Source organism: Streptomyces chlorus (genome assembly GCF_042655885.1).
GTDB lineage: Bacteria > Actinomycetota > Actinomycetes > Streptomycetales > Streptomycetaceae > Streptomyces > Streptomyces chlorus.
On sequence record NZ_JBHSOA010000044.1, the window covers coordinates 1 to 16232 of the forward strand.

The 16232-nt window shown below is 71.1% G+C and carries 11 protein-coding genes and 3 pseudogenes; 11 read left to right on the plus strand and 3 right to left on the minus strand.

Annotated features, from left to right (window positions below):
* Nucleotides 1-181: 181 nt before the first annotated feature.
* The 4 genes and pseudogenes from ACFPZI_RS20985 to ACFPZI_RS21000 all read left to right on the plus strand — a co-directional run.
* Nucleotides 182-435 (plus strand): annotated as a pseudogene (locus ACFPZI_RS20985) (hypothetical protein); the annotation flags it as partial.
* A 455-nt stretch (nt 436-890) separates the two neighbouring features.
* Nucleotides 891-1961: a zinc-dependent alcohol dehydrogenase family protein gene (locus ACFPZI_RS20990; protein ID WP_381365083.1), complete on the plus strand. Its 1071-nt coding sequence runs from the start codon at nt 891-893 to the stop codon at nt 1959-1961.
* Nucleotides 1962-2822: 861 nt separating this feature from the next.
* A complete protein-coding gene (locus ACFPZI_RS20995) occupies nt 2823-3692 on the plus strand; it encodes a universal stress protein (RefSeq protein ID WP_381365086.1) in 870 nt (289 codons plus the stop codon).
* Nucleotides 3693-4139: 447 nt separating this feature from the next.
* Nucleotides 4140-4358 (plus strand): EF-hand domain-containing protein, encoded by a 219-nt coding sequence (locus tag ACFPZI_RS21000; protein ID WP_381365089.1) that lies wholly within the window; start codon nt 4140-4142, stop codon nt 4356-4358.
* Between the two features lie 1396 nt (nt 4359-5754).
* On the opposite strand, the gene ligA is transcribed toward ACFPZI_RS21000, so the two are convergent.
* A complete protein-coding gene (ligA, locus tag ACFPZI_RS21005) occupies nt 5755-7845 on the minus strand; it encodes an NAD-dependent DNA ligase LigA (RefSeq protein ID WP_381365092.1) in 2091 nt (696 codons plus the stop codon).
* A gap of 314 nt (nt 7846-8159) precedes the next feature.
* Here ligA and ACFPZI_RS21010 point away from each other — a divergent pair, with 314 nt between their 5' ends.
* A complete protein-coding gene (locus ACFPZI_RS21010; protein WP_381365095.1) occupies nt 8160-9143 on the plus strand; it encodes a PstS family phosphate ABC transporter substrate-binding protein in 984 nt (327 codons plus the stop codon).
* Nucleotides 9144-9306: 163 nt separating this feature from the next.
* Nucleotides 9307-9696: an ArsR/SmtB family transcription factor gene (locus ACFPZI_RS21015; RefSeq protein WP_381365097.1), complete on the plus strand. Its 390-nt coding sequence runs from the start codon at nt 9307-9309 to the stop codon at nt 9694-9696.
* A 48-nt stretch (nt 9697-9744) separates the two neighbouring features.
* On the opposite strand, the pseudogene ACFPZI_RS21020 reads toward ACFPZI_RS21015, so the two are convergent.
* Nucleotides 9745-10157 (minus strand): annotated as a pseudogene (locus tag ACFPZI_RS21020) (arsenate reductase ArsC).
* A gap of 86 nt (nt 10158-10243) precedes the next feature.
* On the opposite strand from ACFPZI_RS21020, the gene ACFPZI_RS21025 reads away from it, so the two are divergent.
* Nucleotides 10244-10531, plus strand: a complete 288-nt coding sequence (locus ACFPZI_RS21025; protein WP_381365100.1) for an ArsR/SmtB family transcription factor — start codon at nt 10244-10246, stop codon at nt 10529-10531.
* Nucleotides 10532-10603: 72 nt separating this feature from the next.
* Here ACFPZI_RS21025 and ACFPZI_RS21030 read toward each other — a convergent pair whose 3' ends face one another.
* Nucleotides 10604-11011, minus strand: a complete 408-nt coding sequence (locus ACFPZI_RS21030) for a DUF6479 family protein (protein WP_381365103.1) — start codon at nt 11009-11011, stop codon at nt 10604-10606.
* Nucleotides 11012-11120: 109 nt separating this feature from the next.
* On the opposite strand from ACFPZI_RS21030, the gene ACFPZI_RS21035 reads away from it, so the two are divergent.
* From ACFPZI_RS21035 to ACFPZI_RS21050, 4 genes and pseudogenes are all read left to right on the plus strand, one after another.
* Entirely contained in the window at nt 11121-11522 is a 402-nt protein-coding gene (locus ACFPZI_RS21035) for a four-helix bundle copper-binding protein (RefSeq protein ID WP_381365106.1), read from the plus strand.
* Nucleotides 11523-11663: 141 nt separating this feature from the next.
* Nucleotides 11664-11831 (plus strand): annotated as a pseudogene (locus ACFPZI_RS21040) (acyl-CoA dehydrogenase); the annotation flags it as partial.
* Nucleotides 11832-12225: 394 nt separating this feature from the next.
* Nucleotides 12226-14511: a serine/threonine-protein kinase gene (locus ACFPZI_RS21045; RefSeq protein ID WP_381365109.1), complete on the plus strand. Its 2286-nt coding sequence runs from the start codon at nt 12226-12228 to the stop codon at nt 14509-14511.
* A gap of 142 nt (nt 14512-14653) precedes the next feature.
* Nucleotides 14654-16216, plus strand: coding sequence for a phytoene desaturase family protein (locus ACFPZI_RS21050; RefSeq protein WP_381365112.1), 1563 nt, complete (start codon nt 14654-14656; stop codon nt 16214-16216).
* Nucleotides 16217-16232 lie beyond the last annotated feature (16 nt).

Sequence of the window (16232 nt, forward strand, 5' to 3'; positions counted from 1 at the left end):
TCCTCGATCACCGGATCCATGACCGTGTCCCAGGCGATCTGTCCGGGGCCGTGGTAGACGAGTACTCGCATGATCACCCACTCCGTGGCTGATTCGGTCGCCTCCCTCCACACTCGCTTTCGGGAAAGGTCGGGGAACTGCGACCGTCGGACTCCTCAGGGGCGGCGGACTCTGAATTCGGTTGCTGACCGCCGGCGCCGGCCGTGCCGACGAGGGCCGGCGGGCCGCCGCCTCGCACACCGCGACCGCCGCCACGCGGACCATGACGCGCCAGGCCCTGTTCACCCAGGCCGGCATCACCGCCACCCGGTCGGTGGGCGAACTCCTCGAAACGGCGGCTCTGATGCACTCCCGCCACTCCCGGCTGGAAGCCGAGTCGCGATCGTCACCAACGCGGGCGGCGCGGGAGTCCTGGCCGCCGACGCCTGCGCGGAGGAGGAAGGGACATGAAGCGGTGGTCGACAAGCTCCCGCGGCGGCTGGACGACATGCGCGTGCGGCCGGACGATCCCGTGAGCAGAGTGTTACGTCCCCCCCTGCGGTCCGACCCGGTCCCACGGCCGAAAGAGCGGCGGTCGGCTCCTACCGGGCGGCAGCGTGGGATCGTCCGGTGCACCCCTCACGTCCAGCCTTGGACGGTTCGGCTCTGGTGCACAAGCGGTAGCCGGGGCTGCCATACCGGGCCCGACGGTCCGGCAACGGGGAGCGCCTGCCGATGCGGACGGCAGTCGTCACGGGCAGGCTGGACAGACGAGGTCACTCCGTTCGAGGTGGTGGCCACCCAAGGGTGTCCCGTCATCCTCGACGCCGACGGTTCCAGGGGCTGCGGGTGGCCGCGCGCAGGGCCCCGGCCGCTGGTGTGTCCACGACCGGTACCCGGAAGGGATCGTCATGAAAGCACTCGTGTTCCACGGCTCCGGCAAGTCCGCCTGGGAGGAGATCGCGGACCCCGTCCTGCAGGAGGCCACCGACGCGATCGTCCGGGTCGACGCCGTGACCATCTGCGGGACCGACCTGCACATCCTCAAGGGCGATGTGCCGGAGGTGCGCCCCGGCACGGTGCTCGGACATGAAGCCGTCGGCGAGGTCGTCGAGGTGGGCAGCGACGTACGCGGTGTCCGCCCCGGCGACCGCGTCCTGGTCTCGTGCATCACGGCGTGCGGCCGCTGCCGTTTCTGCCGGGAGGGGGCGTACGGACAGTGCCGTGGCGGCGGAGGCTGGATCCTCGGCCACCTGATCAACGGCACCCAGGCCGAGTACGTCCGTGTGCCGCACGCGGACCTGTCCGTGTACCCCCTTCCCGGCGCGGTGGACAGCAAGGACGCCGTCCTGCTGGCCGACATCTTCCCCACCGCCTACGAGGTAGGTGTTCTGAACGGGCGCGTACGGCCCGGAGACACTCTCGCCGTGGTCGGAGTGGGACCCATCGGGCTCGCGGCGATAACCACCGCCCGGCTGTACACGCCCGAGAAGATCATCGCCGTGGATCTCGCCACCTCTCGGCTGGAGGCCGCCAGGCGCCTGGGCGCCGATGCCGTGGCCGTCGCGGGTGAAGAAGCCGAGCAACTGGTCGCAGACCTCACCGAAGGGCTCGGCGCCGACGTGGTCATCGAAGCGGTGGGGGTGCCGGAGAGCTTCGAGACATGCATGCGCATGGTGCGGCCGGGCGGGCATGTGGCCAATGTCGGTGTGCACGGCAAGCCCGCGACACTTCACCTCGAAGACCTGTGGATCAAGAACGTGACGATCACCACCGGCCTGGTCGACACGCACTCCACTCCCGCGCTGCTGCGCATGATGGCCGCCGGCCGTCTGTCCGCGGCGTCCATGGTCACCCACACTTTCCCGCTGGACCATATGGAAGAGGCGTACGACGTCTTCTCACGGGCCGCCGACACCGGTGCGCTCAAGGTCGTTCTCGGCGGGCAGCAGCACGATGCCCTGACGGTCCGGGCGTCCTGAGAAGAAGAAGTGGACGTCCGGGGCCGTGTGCTGCGGTGGCGCTGGACCCCATGGCTGCGCGACGGCCTTGCAGAGACCGATCTGGCGGCGGTGCCGAGCGAGCACGACGACCGAGGTCCGACGGCGGGCCGCCAAGTACGTGCTCGCCCCGGGTGTTTCCCGCCGCGCCGGTCCTTCCTGAAAGTCGGTGCCCCGCCCGGATCCCACGGCTGTCACCGGGACCGCGTGGATCTCCTGCTGGGTGGCCGTGTGGGAGACCAGGAGGAGTTCGTCGTCGGCTCGGAGTGTGAAGGTCGTTGTGGGACAGTCGGTCGCCCACCCGGATCATCGTGGCGATGACGGTGCCGTCAGGCAGCGCCACATCGACGAGGGCGTGGCCCGCGGTACGGGGCTGCGGGGTGATGGCGGTTTCGATGACGTCGACGCCCGCCTTGCCCAGCCGGAGGAGGGCGACGGTGTCCATGGCACCGGTGGCCTCTTCGATGAGGGGGATCAGCGGGGTGGCGGGCGGCGACGGGTCGACCGGCGCTCGGGCGTCGCGCCGTCTCCGCAGCCCCCGCTGATGGGTACCGGCGGGAATCCGGCGAATGGCGCGGCCAGGATCGGGACCAGCTCGCCGACATGGGGCGGCGGGCGAGCCCGTCCAGGGAAAGAATGGAACGGGACAGGCCACATGCAGGACCTTCGGCCCCTGGACAGTGGCTTGCCGGTCCTGGCTCTCGTGCGGCCGCGATGACAGCGTGAACGGAGCGCCCCGTCCAAGCGTCACGGAAGGGGGCATGGCCGAGGGCACTTACGGTGATGCCGAGCCCACTCGTTGCAGTCCGTTGCCCATGACGGCATGAGGCGGCAGGAGGAGCCATGGAGAACACCGCTGTACGCAATGAGGTGATCGTCGGGATCGACCCGCGCGAGCAGTCCATTCCGGCGCTCACCTGGGCGGCCGACGAGGCTGTCCGCAGGCGGTTGCCCCTCCGGCTGGTGGTGGCGGTACCGCTCCTGCCCGGCGGGCAGCACGTCGGCACACCCTGGCGTCGCACGATGCTCCGGGTCCAGGGCGAAGGCGCGCTCGCCGATGCGGCCGCCACGGTGCGGGCGCTGTACGCGGAAGTGCCCCTGGCGACGGAACTGCTCGACGGCATGCCGTCGGTGGTGCTCTGCCAGAAGGCGGCGCAGGCCCGGATGGTCGTCGTCGGTTCCCGTCGGCTCAGCCGACCGGAGGAGCTCCTCAGCGCGGGCTCGGTGGCCGTTCCGGTGAGTGCCCGGGCGGACTGCCCGGTCGTCGTGGTCAGGGAGCCGGAGCACGCGGGGGAACGGCATCCCCGTCTCGTCGTGGGTGTCGACGGCAGCGAATCCTCGAGAGCCGCCGTGGAGTTCGCCGTGGAAGAGGCAGCGCTGCATGGCGCCGGCCTGCACGCCGTGTGGGTGTGGCGGCGGCCCGTCGTGTCCTTCGACGACGAAGTGGCGGGGCTTGATGAGCGGCGCCGGATCCTGTCCGAGACCGTAGCGGGATGGGGAGGGAAGTACCCGGATGTGAAGATCACCTGTGAGGTCCTGCGCGGCCACCCGGTGGAGGAACTGGCCCTCGCTTCGGTCGGTGCCCTGGTGGTCGTCGTCGGCAGACACGGGCGCGGGGGATATTCCGGCATGAGGCTGGGGTCGGTGGTACATGGCCTCCTGCACCGGGCGGAGTGCCCGGTGATCATCGTGCCTGAGTCCCGGCACGACTGACCGGTGGCGGACCGGCGAGTGAACCGGAACCGGACGGGAGAGCTCGTGTCATGCCGTCGGCCCGGCACCGCGCCGGCGCCGGGCGACCGTGACATCGGCCTCAGCCCTGGGTAGGCGGTACGTCGCCTGGCTCGGCGCGGTCCCAACGAAGTGGTCGCCGACCGCGCCGTCCCCCCTGTACGCACGAGCGGCGGCGCAGCTCCGTGATCCGCTGATCATGGTGCTGCCGGCCGCGACAACGCCGGTGCGCCGCTCCGGGCCGCTGCCGACTGGGATGCTCAGCCGGAACGCCCTGAACGGTGGTTGCTCAGGGCGGGGCGTGGCCTTCGCCACGATGTACGCGGACCGAGGGCGGCGTCCCGGGTGGGCTGGGGCAGCGCCCGCCTTTGATCCCGGGCGGACGGATAGTGTGGGCCCGTCAGCGAAGATCGTAGAAGGACGGAGCACATGGCGGACATCGTGGAGACGGCGGCGCGGAAGGTCTTCGAGCGCTACGACCTGGACGGGGACGGCCTGGTCACCGCAGACGAGTACCGGAAGGTCGTGGCGGAGCTGGAGGGTTCCGAGATCACCGAGTCGGAGGCCCAGGAACTGATCGATTCGCTCGACGCCAACGGCGACGGCCAGATGTCTTTTGAGGAGTTCTGGGCGGCCATGAACCGTTGACACCACTGGCCCGGCACGCGAGGGAAGCTGTTGGTGAATCCGGCGGACCCGGGGCATGAGTCCGCCGACCGTGACACTTTCCGGGAATGTGTCACGGTCGCGGCCGGAGCACCCGGCTCCGGCGTTCCGGGCTCGCGGAGCCCGGAACGCCAGGCCGAACCGACCAGCAGCGTCGCGAGGGTGCCGGGCCCGTCCCTTCCGCCCGCGTACCGTCGGGTGCCTCGGCCGATGCGGGTGTCGCCGCCGACGGGCGAGCGCATGCTCAGAGCCACGACTCGTAAGACCCGCTGCGGCAGAGCCGTCGGCGTGAGGCGGTCGCCCCAAGAAACGAGGCCCGTGCGAAGCAGACGGAGAGGCGCCGACGCCGATTTTCAACCCCCTCCGGAGAGACGCTGCGTGGCAGTGCGCAGGGGGATCGCCAGAGAACGTTCCCTAGCCAGGAGTACCGCCGGAACCCGGACCCCCGAGGCGGTCCAGCCTCCGCTGAGCGGCCAGAAAGGGGACCAGCCCGGAGGCGGGAGCGAATGGGTGCGCCGCGTCGATCCCTTCCGTATCTGGCCAGAAGTTCTCGACCTCGGCCCAGCTGTAGACGATCACACTTGCTGCCCGCGTTCCGTCCACGTGGACCCGGTAGACGCCCTTCTTGCTCCCGCCTCGCAACCGGTCCACTCCGACAACGTGGACCCCCGCACCCAGTGCCTCACGCACGATCCCCGACAAGGCTTCAGTCTCCGTGAACTGGTGCATCCGCCGACTTTAGCCTCGGCCCGGTGTGCTGTCGGGCCGCGGCTGCCTTCCAGCAAGTCAGCCGGCCTTGGCGGACTCTTCCTCTCGTGCCCGTCTCCCGTGCGGCCAGAACGAGTTCGGCGTGCTTGGTGGTGGCCGCCGACCAGCCGACGAGACGGCGGGAAAGGTGTCCACGACGAACGCGACGTAGACGACCCCGGCCCAGGTGGAGATGTGGGTGAAGTCCGCGACCCGGCAGCGGTTCGGCGCCTGGGCGAAGAAGTCCTGGTCGACCAGGTCGAGGGCCCGGCCGACGGCCGGGCCTTGGTGGCTGTCGGGTTTGCCCCTGTGCCCTCGACCGCCACTTCGGCCCCCGCCCGTATCCGGACGTCGATGACGGGTGTCTGCCTGTCTCCCCGTGGCGCCCCGGCATGAGCCGCTCCATGCTCATCCTGTTCCAGCACTGTGTGAAAGGCCCGGTCCATGACTGCCACTGCGGCAGCCACAGCCCGAGAACCTCCGAGTCGTCTCGGGGATCGGCGGGCCGGAGCTCTCCATGGACGGCGCGCTGCTGGTGGCCGGCCGGACGCCGCCGGCCGGCTGCAGGAGGTGGCCACAGGCAGGAAAACGCGCTGCTTCCCCGTACGCCGACGCGGTGTCGAGGTTCAGCTCACTCCAGGAGGGCCGCGACCAGCGTGGCGAACTCGTCCGGGGTGGCGAGGCGGATGCCGAGTTGTTCGGCCTTGGCGCGCTTGGAGCCGGCGCCTTCTCCGGCGACGACGAGGGTGGTCTTCCTGGAAACGCTGGAGGAGGAGCGGCCGCCGGCCCGTTCGATGAGTTCGTTCATCTCGTTGCGGGAGAGCTTCTCCAGGTTTCCGGTCATCGCACCGGTGACCACCACCGTCATGTCGGCCAGTGGGTGGTCCGCCCCGGGCGTCCCGGCCGTGTTCTGACCGTCGGGGGCGGCTTCGGCGGCCGGAGGCGGAGTGGCGCCGGGTTCTGTCATGTTGACGCCCGCCGCGACGAGCTTGTCGATGAGCGGGGCGAGTTCGGCGAGTTCCGCGACGACCGAGGGTGCCTTCTCCGATCCGATGCCGTCCACCCGCTGCATCGTTTCGGCGTCGGCGGAGCGGATGTTGTCCATGGTGGCGAAGTACCGGGCGATGCGCCGGGACATGGACCGGCCGGTGCCGCGGACGCCGAGCGCGCAGAGCACCCGCGACAGCGGCTGCTCCTTGGCCTCGGCGATCGCGGCGAGCAGATTGTCGGTACTGGTCTCGCCCATCCGCTCCAGGCCGAGCAACTGGTCGCGCCGGAGGGCGAACACGTCGGCGAGATCGGCGACGAGGCCCGCGTCGACGAGCTGGACGACACGGGTGGCTCCCAGGCCCTCGATGTCGAGCTGGTCGCGGCCCGCGGCGTAGGAGAGCGAGGCGACCAGGTGGCAGTTGCGGCCCTGCGCGCACCGCCAGCGCTCCCCGCTGGTGTCGATGTCCGATCCGCAGCGCGGGCACTGCTCGGGGAAGACGATGGGCTGCTCCTCGCCGGTGCGCAGGTGGGCGACGGGGGCCTCGATGCGGGGGATGACGTCACCGGCGCGATGGACCATGACGTGGTCGCCGAGCCGCAGATCGCGACGGGTGATGTCGGCCGGGTTGTGCAGGGTGGCGTAGGTGATGGTGGAGCCGTCGACGACCACTGGTTCGAGGACGCCGCGCGGGGCGATGATGCCGGTCCGCCCGACGTTCCACTCCACCTCCAGCAGCCGGGTGATCTTCTCCACGGCCGGCAGCTTGTACGCGATCGCCCACCGGGGCGCGCGGGAGCCGGAGCCGGCGTCCCGCTGGTCTGCGGCGAGGTCTGCCTTGGTGACGATCCCGTCGATGCCGAACGGCAACTCGGCCCGCACCGCGGCGATTTCCTTCACCCGGGACAGGACCTGCTCCGGCGACTCGGCGACGGATTCCGGGACCATGGTCGCGGCGGTGGTGTGCACGCCGAGCTCGGCGGCCAGGGACATCAGGTCGCTGTGGGGGAGCTCCGCCAGCCGCTCGGCAAGGGGGCCGTCGGTGTCGGGCAGCGGCAGCAGTCCGTAGCCGAAGAACGTCATCGGCACGGTGTAGAGCCGCTCCTTCGCCCGCAGGGTGCCCGCGGCCGCGTTGCGCGGATTGGCGAACGGCTGACCGCCATGGCCCGTGCGGGCCTCGTTCGCGTACTCGAACTGGGCCGCCGTCATCAGGACTTCGCCGCGCACCTCCACGGTGATCGGCTCGGCCAGCTGCTCGGGCAGCCCCACGACGGTGCCGATCGCGTGCGAGACGTCCTCCCCGGCGATCCCGTCCCCACGAGTGATCAGCCGGGTGAGGCGACCGTCGCTGTAACGGGCGACGATCGCGAGCCCGTCCAGCTTCGGGCCCACACTGAAACGGGTGACCTCACGGCCGATGCGTCGGGTCAGGGACGCCGTCCACGCCGTGAACTCCTCGGCCGAGAAGACGTTGTCGAGGCTGAGCATCGGCACCGTGTGCGGTATGTCGCCCTCCACCGCGCCGCCGGCGACCTTGCCGGTGGGGGAGTCGGGCAGGACCTCGTCCGGGTGCGCCGACTCCCAGGCGGCGATCCCGCGGACCAGCCGGTCGTAGGTGTCGTCGTCCAACGGCGAGGTGCCGCCCTCGTAGTAGGCGGCCGCCGCGCTCACCGCGTTCTCGACCGCCTGTGCGTAGGCGGCGGCATCCACGATCACTGCTGCGGGAGTAGTCATGACCGGCATCATGCCGCCCACCACTGACAACGGGCTCGGACGCCGGTCTGCACCGACCTGCTGCGGATGCTGTGATACCGACGGTGGCTCCGATTCCTCAAAACCGATTCCTCAGTCGACGCCGAGCCATGGCCTGCGGCACCGCTCACCAGGTACATCCATGGAGGTGGATACCTATGGTTCATGTGCCAGTGGTTGCTTGTATGCCCTCGGTTCGTATAGACGAGATTCGATCCAAGTGTCCCAATGGAGCGCATCGCGCACCTCATCGGCATGGCCGGGCACCCTCGGCGGTCACCAGGATCGAGAGACACGTGAACATTCCCACCTCGTTGCGCAGGGCCAAGACCCCTGTGGCCTTGACGGCAGCTGTACTGCTGGCCGTGAGCGCGTGCGGTAGCGCCGAGGCGGGGCCGGACGGCAGTGGCGGTGAGGACGAGAAGCTGTCGGGCACCGTCCAGGTGGACGGTTCCAGCACGGTGGCTCCGCTGTCGACGGTGGCGGCCGAGCTCTTCCAGGCGGAGAACGCCGACGTCGAGGTCACCGTCGGCACGTCCGGAACCGGTGGCGGTTTCGAGAAGTTCTGCCACGGCGAGACCGACATCTCCAACGCTTCGCGCGCGATCGAGGACGTCGAGGCGTCGGCCTGCAGGCTGAAGGGTGTCGAGTACCAGGAGCTCCAGGTCGCCGGCGACGGCCTCTCCGTCGTGGTGAGCAAGGACAACGACTTCGTCGAGTGCCTCACGGTGGATCAGCTGAGGATGATCTGGCAGCCCGGTTCGAAGATCGACAACTGGAACCAGGTCGATGCGGCGTTCCCCGACCAGGAACTGGAACTGTCCGGTCCCGGCACGAACTCGGGCACCTTCGACTACTTCACCGAGGCCGTCAACGGTGAGGAGGGCGCCTCGCGCACCGACTACGCGGCGAACGAGGACGACGACCTCATCGTGCAGGGTGTCTCGGGATCCGTGGGCGGCATGGGCTACTTCGGCCACTCCTACTACGAGGAGAACAAGGACAAGCTGAAGGCCCTGGCGATCGACAGCGGCGACGGCTGCGTCGCCCCGACCGTGCAGGCCGTCCAGGACGGCAGCTACAAGCCGCTGGCGCGACCGCTGTTCATCTACCCGAAGGCGTCCTCGCTGGAGAAGCCGGAGGTCGCGGCGTTCATCGAGTACTACGTCGAGAACAACAAGAGCATCGCCGAGAAGGCCCATTTCGTGCCGCTCAACGCGGAGCAGGATGCCGAGCTGCGCAAGGACCTCGACGCTCTCAAGGCGAAGCAGGAGTCCTGAGCAGGAGCGTCGACCCTTGCTCATCGCCCCGTGCCCGACGTCCAACGGCCCTGTGTGCGGGGTTGTTGGAGGGTCTGTGGCGCAGGCGAACCCCCGGTGAACAAGGGGGAAGGACCGGCTTCCCGCACCGGAGGAATCCCTGGCTCGCACCTATGCTGAACAGATGGTTATCTCTTCGTACGGCGTGCGGGCGGAGACGGTGCCGAGCGGCCCGGAAACGTGTGCGGCGGGCCTGGCCTACCTGTTGATCGATCGCAGTGAGGCCGAGCGGCTCGCCGCCGTGCTGAAGGCCATCGCCGACCCGACGCGACTGCAGTTGCTGCGCCTCATCGAGCGGGCACCCCAGGGAGAAGCGTGCGTCTGTGACCTCACGGGCTGCCTCGGCCTGCGGCAGCCCACCGTCAGTCATCACCTCAAGGTCATGACCGAGTCCGGACTGCTGAACCGCGAGCGGCGCGGCACCTGGGTCTGGTACTCCGTCGACCCCGCCGGGCTGCGCCGGGTGCGCGAGGTCCTGGAGCCCGTGAGCCCGCAGGAGCCGGCAGCGGTCTGACCCTCCTGTCCCGCCGGATCTGCTCGGGCAGGCCCTCGGGCCGACCTCTCAGGTCATCGGTTCCGGCGCGATCTCCGCGATCAGCTCTCGATCCGCTTCCTGATCTCCTCGCGGATCGGACGGACCGCCGCGACGCCCTGGCCGGCCGGGTCGTCCAGGGCCCAGCCCAGGTAGCACTTGCCGGGGAGGACGGGGCAGGTGTCGCCGCAGCCCATGGTGACGCAGACGTCGGACTCCTTGACCGCGTCCACGGTCAGCACCTTCGGAGTCTCGGCGGAGATGTCGATACCGACCTCGCGGATGGCCTCGACGGCGGCCGGATCGACCTGGTCGGCGGGGGTGGAACCGGCGGAGCGGATCTCGACGCGGTCCCCGGCCGAGTGGGTCAGCCACGCGGCGGCCATCTGGGAGCGGCCCGCGTTGTGGACGCCGACGAGGAGCACGGAGGGCTTGTCGGACATCGGAGGTCTCCCTCTCAGGAGCATCAAGGGCGGGTGATATCAGCACCCAGTGGTGTCAGTAGTCGCTGATGTGAAACTGTCGGCCCATGATGACGTCAGTCGACACCGACCTGATCCGGGTTCTCGCCGACCCGCTCAGGCTCCGAATCGTGACCCTGCCGGCCCAAGAGACGCTGTGCACCACGCATCTCGTCGAGCAGGCCGGCGCCCGGCAGACCAATCCCTCCAACCATCTGCGCGTGCTGCGCGAGGCCGGGGTGGTCGAGACGGAGCCGTGCGGCCGGTTCACTTACTACAAGCTGCGCCCCGACGTCATCGCCTCGCTCGCCGGCCGGTTCGCCGACCTGGCCGACACCGACGTAGGGCGTCACTGACGCGCCTGCTCGAGCGGCGGGCCGGGCCCGTGCCGCCGGCAGGCGGTACAGGCGGGGGCTTCGCAATCGGACCTAGATGCGGTCGTTCCCGTCCCAGCGCGGACGGTCCTGCGAGGTGCCGGTTCGGCTGCCGGAGCTGCCGCCGTGCAGGTCGTGCGGCCTCAGGCGGTCGCCGTCGCGGGGCATCTCGTCGGGCTCCCGGCGTTCGCGGACCTCGCGGACCGGGCCGCCCTCGGGCATCCGCGGCTGCTCGTCGGGGCGTGGCCTGGGGGACTCGCCGCGCCGGATCCGGCGGCTGCCCGACGCGAACAGGCTGATCAACAGGCCCACGACCAGCACGGCCACCACGACGAGCCCGATGCCGACGGCGCCGCGGCCGACGGCGAGATCGCCCGCGTGGGTCCAGGAGGAGTTCGTCGGGGCGTTCGGTGAGACGTTCGACGAGACATTCGGCAGGGCGTTCAGCACAGGGTTCGACATGGTGTGCGGGTACCCCCGACACCCTGATGTATCGGGCCGGACAGGTGGGACCGTCCGTGGTGCGACCATCCGTGGTTTGAGGGTCGGTGGCCAGGGCTACCCGCCAGGTGTGACGACGACATCCCAGGTACCCCAGGTGTCCCAGCAGGAGCTGTACCGGTATCTCGAGGACCGGTTCGCCTGCGCGCAGGCGTGTGCGGAATGCTCGCGGGCCTGCGCGGTACGGGCGAGCCTGGTGGATCCCGGCGGCGGCACACCCCGGGAACTCGTACGGCGCAAGGGCGTCATCTGCGCCGAAGTGTGCGATGCGACCAGCCGTGTGCTGTCCGAGGACAGCCAGGCGGACGAGGAGACCGTCCGGGCCCAGGTGGAATGGTGCCGACAGGCGTGTCTCGAGGGCGCGCACGCCTTCGACAGGCACCCCGGCGCGGAGCGCACGGCCGAGGTGTGCCGGACCTGCGCGCGGGCCTGCACGGACTTTCTCGACACACTGACCCCCTCGACGCCCTGACGTCCGCGACACGCTGAACCGACCGGCGGCGCGACCGTCACCGGTCGGGCGGGCGTTCGTCGTTCCCGATTTCTGCGACGCGTTCCACCGTGTGCGCCCACAGGACCGGCCCTGTGGGCGCCCGGAGGCGACGCCGGGCGTCTGGACCACACGCCCGAGCAACAGCGGCTGCGCACCGAACTGCGCGCCTGCTTCGCCGAACCGGCGCTCGACAACGTTCACACCCGGCACGCCGACCCGACCGCCGGGAAACGGTTCCACCGGGAGACCGGCCGGCGGCTCGGCGCCGACGGCCGGCTCGGCGTGGGCTGTCACATACCGAGGCCGGCTCGAGAGCGACACCGCTCGCGGGCCGGACAACGGCTCGGCGAATCCGCGGTCCCCGGCAGACCGGATGGGTTTCACAGCCTGGGCGGGAACCGGTGGCCGGGTGCTGATCGAGGCGTGGTCGGCGCCCGCGATGCCGGCAACGGTGCACGGCGGAGGGCCTTCGGCCTGGACCCATGTGCCAGGAAGGCTCGGCAGCCTGCCGGGTGTGATGCTGTGCCGGTCGGCGGGAGCACAGGTCATCGGGAGCGACAGGTGACGGGCGGCGGCTGTTCGCCGACGCGCGGCGGCGTCCGGCACCATACAAAATCGGGTGACACATCGCCATACTGGACGGGCCAGGGGAGGGCGCGTTGACCACTGACGGGGGCGGAAGATGGGGGACAGCAGGCTGATCCATGGCCGGTACCGGTTGGTCGATCCGATCGGGCGGGGCGGCATGGGGGAGGTGTGGCGGGCACGCGACGAGTCGCTCGGCAGAGAGGTTGCGGTGAAGTGCCTCAAGCCGGTGGGCGCACAGCACGACCACGCGTTCAGCCGGGTGCTGCGCGAGCGGTTCCGGCGGGAGGCCCGGGTGGCGGCGTCCCTGCAGCACCGCGGGATCACCGTCGTGCACGACTTCGGCGAGTACGACGGTGTGCTGTATCTGGTGATGGAGCTGCTCCAGGGCCGTGACCTCAGCCGGCTCCTGGAGGACAACAAGCAGCACCCGCTGCCGGTCGACGAGGTGGTGGAGATCGCCGAGCAGGTCGCCGCCGCCCTCGCCTACACCCATGACCAGGGCATCGTGCACCGGGACCTGAAGCCCGCCAACATCGTGCGGCTCGACGACGGCACGGTGAAGATCTGCGACTTCGGCATCGCCCGCCTCGGCCACGACATCGGGTTCACCTCCCGGCTGACCGGCACCGGCGTCGCGATGGGCACCCCGCACTACATGTCGCCCGAGCAGATCAGCGGCACCGAGGTCGACCGGCGCAGCGACCTGTACTCCTTCGGCTGCGTGCTCTACGAGATCGCCACCGGAGTACCGCCGTTCGACCTCGACGACGCGTGGGCCATCCTCGTCGGGCACCGTGACACCCCGCCCCGGCCACCGCGCGTCCACCGTGCCGAACTGCCCGAGCGCCTGGAGCGGATCATCCTCGACCTGCTGGCCAAGGAACCCGGCCGGCGCCCCGACAACGCACGCGAACTGGCCCGCCGGATCGGCGCACTGCGGGCCACGTCGGCGCCGCTGCCGGTGCCGGCCGCGGTGACGGCCAGGCCTCGCCCCGAGGGGACGCCCGGCGCGAGCGACCCCGCGCCCCCGTCACATCCGGCCGCCCGGCCCGAGCCGGTGGGGCGCGCGCCCCGGCTGCCGTCCTGGACGCGTGGCATGACCACCGGCCGCAAGGCGGCCGTCGCCGGACCGCACACCGCGCCCCCGGACCCGGCGGCCGGCCTGTCCGGCGAATGGATCGCCCGCCCCGCCACCGGCCGTGGCGGGCCGGCCCCGGCGAAGGAGCGGCCCGCCCCGTCCCCGGAGGCCCTGACCGCCCTGGCCGGACGGCACAACGCGGGCCTGAGCCTCGGCCGCCTGGGCCGCTGGACGGAGGCGGGGGAGGTGCACCGCGCGGTCGCCGCGGAGCGCGAGCACCTCCTCGGCCCGCACCACCCCGACACACTCGCCAGCCGTTACGAGGGCGCCTTCACCCTCAGCCGCACCGGCCGCGTCGCCGACGCCCTGCGTGAGTACAAGCACGTGACCGAGGCCCGTATCCGCACGCTCGGCTCCGAGCACCCCGACACCCTCGCCGCCCGTCAGGAAATGGCGTACGTCCTCGCTCAGCTGGGCCGGCCCCTCGACGCCCACCAGGTGTATCTGTCGGTGCTCTCGGCCCGCGAGCGCACCATGGGGGCCGAGCATCCCGAGACCCTGCGCTGCCGGCACAACCTCGCCTTCAACCTCAGCAGGCTCGGCCGTCTGGAGGACTCGTACAGCACGGCGTGCGAGGTGGCTGCCGCCCGCGCCCGGGTGCTCGGCCCCGAGCACCCGGACACCCTGGTCACCCGCTACGAAGTCGCTTACGCCCTCGGGCAGTTGGGGCGGTGGGCGGAGGCCCTGGGGGCCTACCGCGAGGTCGCCGAGGCCCGCGCGCGGGTGCTCGGCCCGGACCACGCCGACACCCTCGCCGCCCGCTACGAGATCGGCATCGGACTCGGCCGGCTCGGCCGCACCGCACAGGCCCTCGACCTCTACCGAGGCCTGGTCGACGACCGCACCCGGGTCCAGGGCCCCGCCCACCCCGAGACCCTGCGCGCCCGGCACGGCCTGGGCGTCAACCTCGGCCGGCTCGGCCGCTGGACCGAGGCCCTTGCCGAGTCCCGCGCCGTGTGCTCGCTACGCGAGAGCGCCCTCGGCGCCGACCATCCGGACACCCTGGTCAGCCGCCGCGAGGTCGCCGTCGGCCTGGGCTGGCTGGGCCGCTGGGCGGACGCGCTCACCGAGTACCGCCGGGTGGCCGACGCCCGTGAGCGCCTCCTCGGCGCGGACCACCGCGACACCCTCGCCGCCCGCAACGACGAGGCCCACTGCCTGGAGCGACTCGGGCACACAGACGTGGCCGCCGGGCTGTACCGCGAGGTGGCGGCGCTGAAACAGCGGCGGGCGGCGGGCTGAGCGCGACGGGCACGACGGGTGCGGTGACGGGCATGACGTACGACAGGTGTGCCGCTGCGACACGCGCGCCCGGTGGTGCCCCTACTGCCCGAACATCGCCCGCCGCCTGGCAGACCCGGATCTTCACGTGTTACGAATAACCGTGACCGCACACGAGGGAACCCGGACGTACGACGCCGTCATCGTCGGCGGAGGCCACAACGGTCTCGTCGCCGCCGCCTACCTGGCCCGGGCCGGACGCTCCGTACTGGTGCTGGAACGGCTGGACCACACCGGCGGGGCAGCGGTGTCCACCCGGCCGTTCCCCGGCGTCGACGCACGGCTGTCCCGGTACTCGTACCTGGTCAGTCTGCTGCCCCAAAAGATCGTCCGGGAACTGGGGCTCGACTTTCGGGTGCGTGCCCGCACCATCTCCTCGTACACCCCCGCCGAACGTGACGGACGGCCCACCGGGCTGCTCGTCGGCGGCGGTGAACAGCGCACCCGAGAGGCGTTCGCCCGGCTCACCGGCTCCGAGAGCGAATACCGGGCCTGGCAGCGCTTCTACGGCATGACCGGCCGCGTCGCCGAGCGCGTCTTCCCCACCCTCACCGGACCGCTGCCCACCCGCGAGGAGCTGCGCCGCACCGTCGACGACGAGAAGGCCTGGCGGACCCTGTTCGAGGAACCGATCGGTGTCGCCGTCGAGGAGAACTTCACCGACGACCTGGTACGGGGAGTGGTCCTCACCGATGCCCTCATCGGCACGTTCGCCGACGCCCACGACCCCGCGCTCGAGCAGAACCGCTGCTTCCTCTACCACGTCATCGGCGGTGGCACCGGCGACTGGGACGTGCCGGTCGGCGGCATGGGCGCCCTCACCGACGCGCTGGCCGCCGCCGCGCGCGACGCGGGCGCCGTCATCGCCACCGGTCACGAGGTGATACGCATCGACACGGACGGCCGCACGGCCGAGGTCACCCACCGTACGGCCGACGGCGAGGGCGTCGCCGCCGCCCGGCACGTCCTGGTGAACGCCTCCCCGAGGGAACTGGCGGCGCTCACCGGCGACATGCCCCCCGCCCCGGCCGAGGGCGCCCAACTCAAGGTGAACATGCTCCTCACCCGGCTGCCGAGGCTGCGCGACAGCTCCGTCGACCCGCGCGAGGCGTTCGCCGGCACCTTCCACATCGCCGAGGGATACGGGCAACTGGCCGCCGCTCACGCACAGGCCGCCGCTGGTGAACTGCCCGCCGCGCCGCCCTCCGAGATCTACTGCCACTCGCTCACCGACCCGACGATCCTCGGTCCGGAGCTCGCCGCCCAGGGTTACCAGACGCTCACCCTCTTCGGCCTGCACACCCCGGCCCGGCTGTTCGCCCACGACAACGACGCCGTACGCGAGGAACTCCTCGCCGCGACGCTCGCCCAGTTCGACGCCCATCTGGCCGAACCGCTCGCCGACTGCCTGGCGACCGACGCGGACGGGCGCCCCTGCCTGGAGGCGAAGTCCCCGCTGGACCTGGAACGCGATCTCGGGCTGCCCGGCGGGAACATCTTCCACCGCGCGCTGTCCTGGCCCCACGCCCAGGAAGGCACCGGCCGGTGGGGCGTGGAGACCCGGCACGCCAACGTCCTCCTGTGCGGCGCGGGCGCGGTGCGCGGCGGCGGGGTGAGCGGGGTGCCGGGCCACAACGCGGCGATGGCGGTGCTGGAGGCGGACTGACGGAGGCTGGGACCGG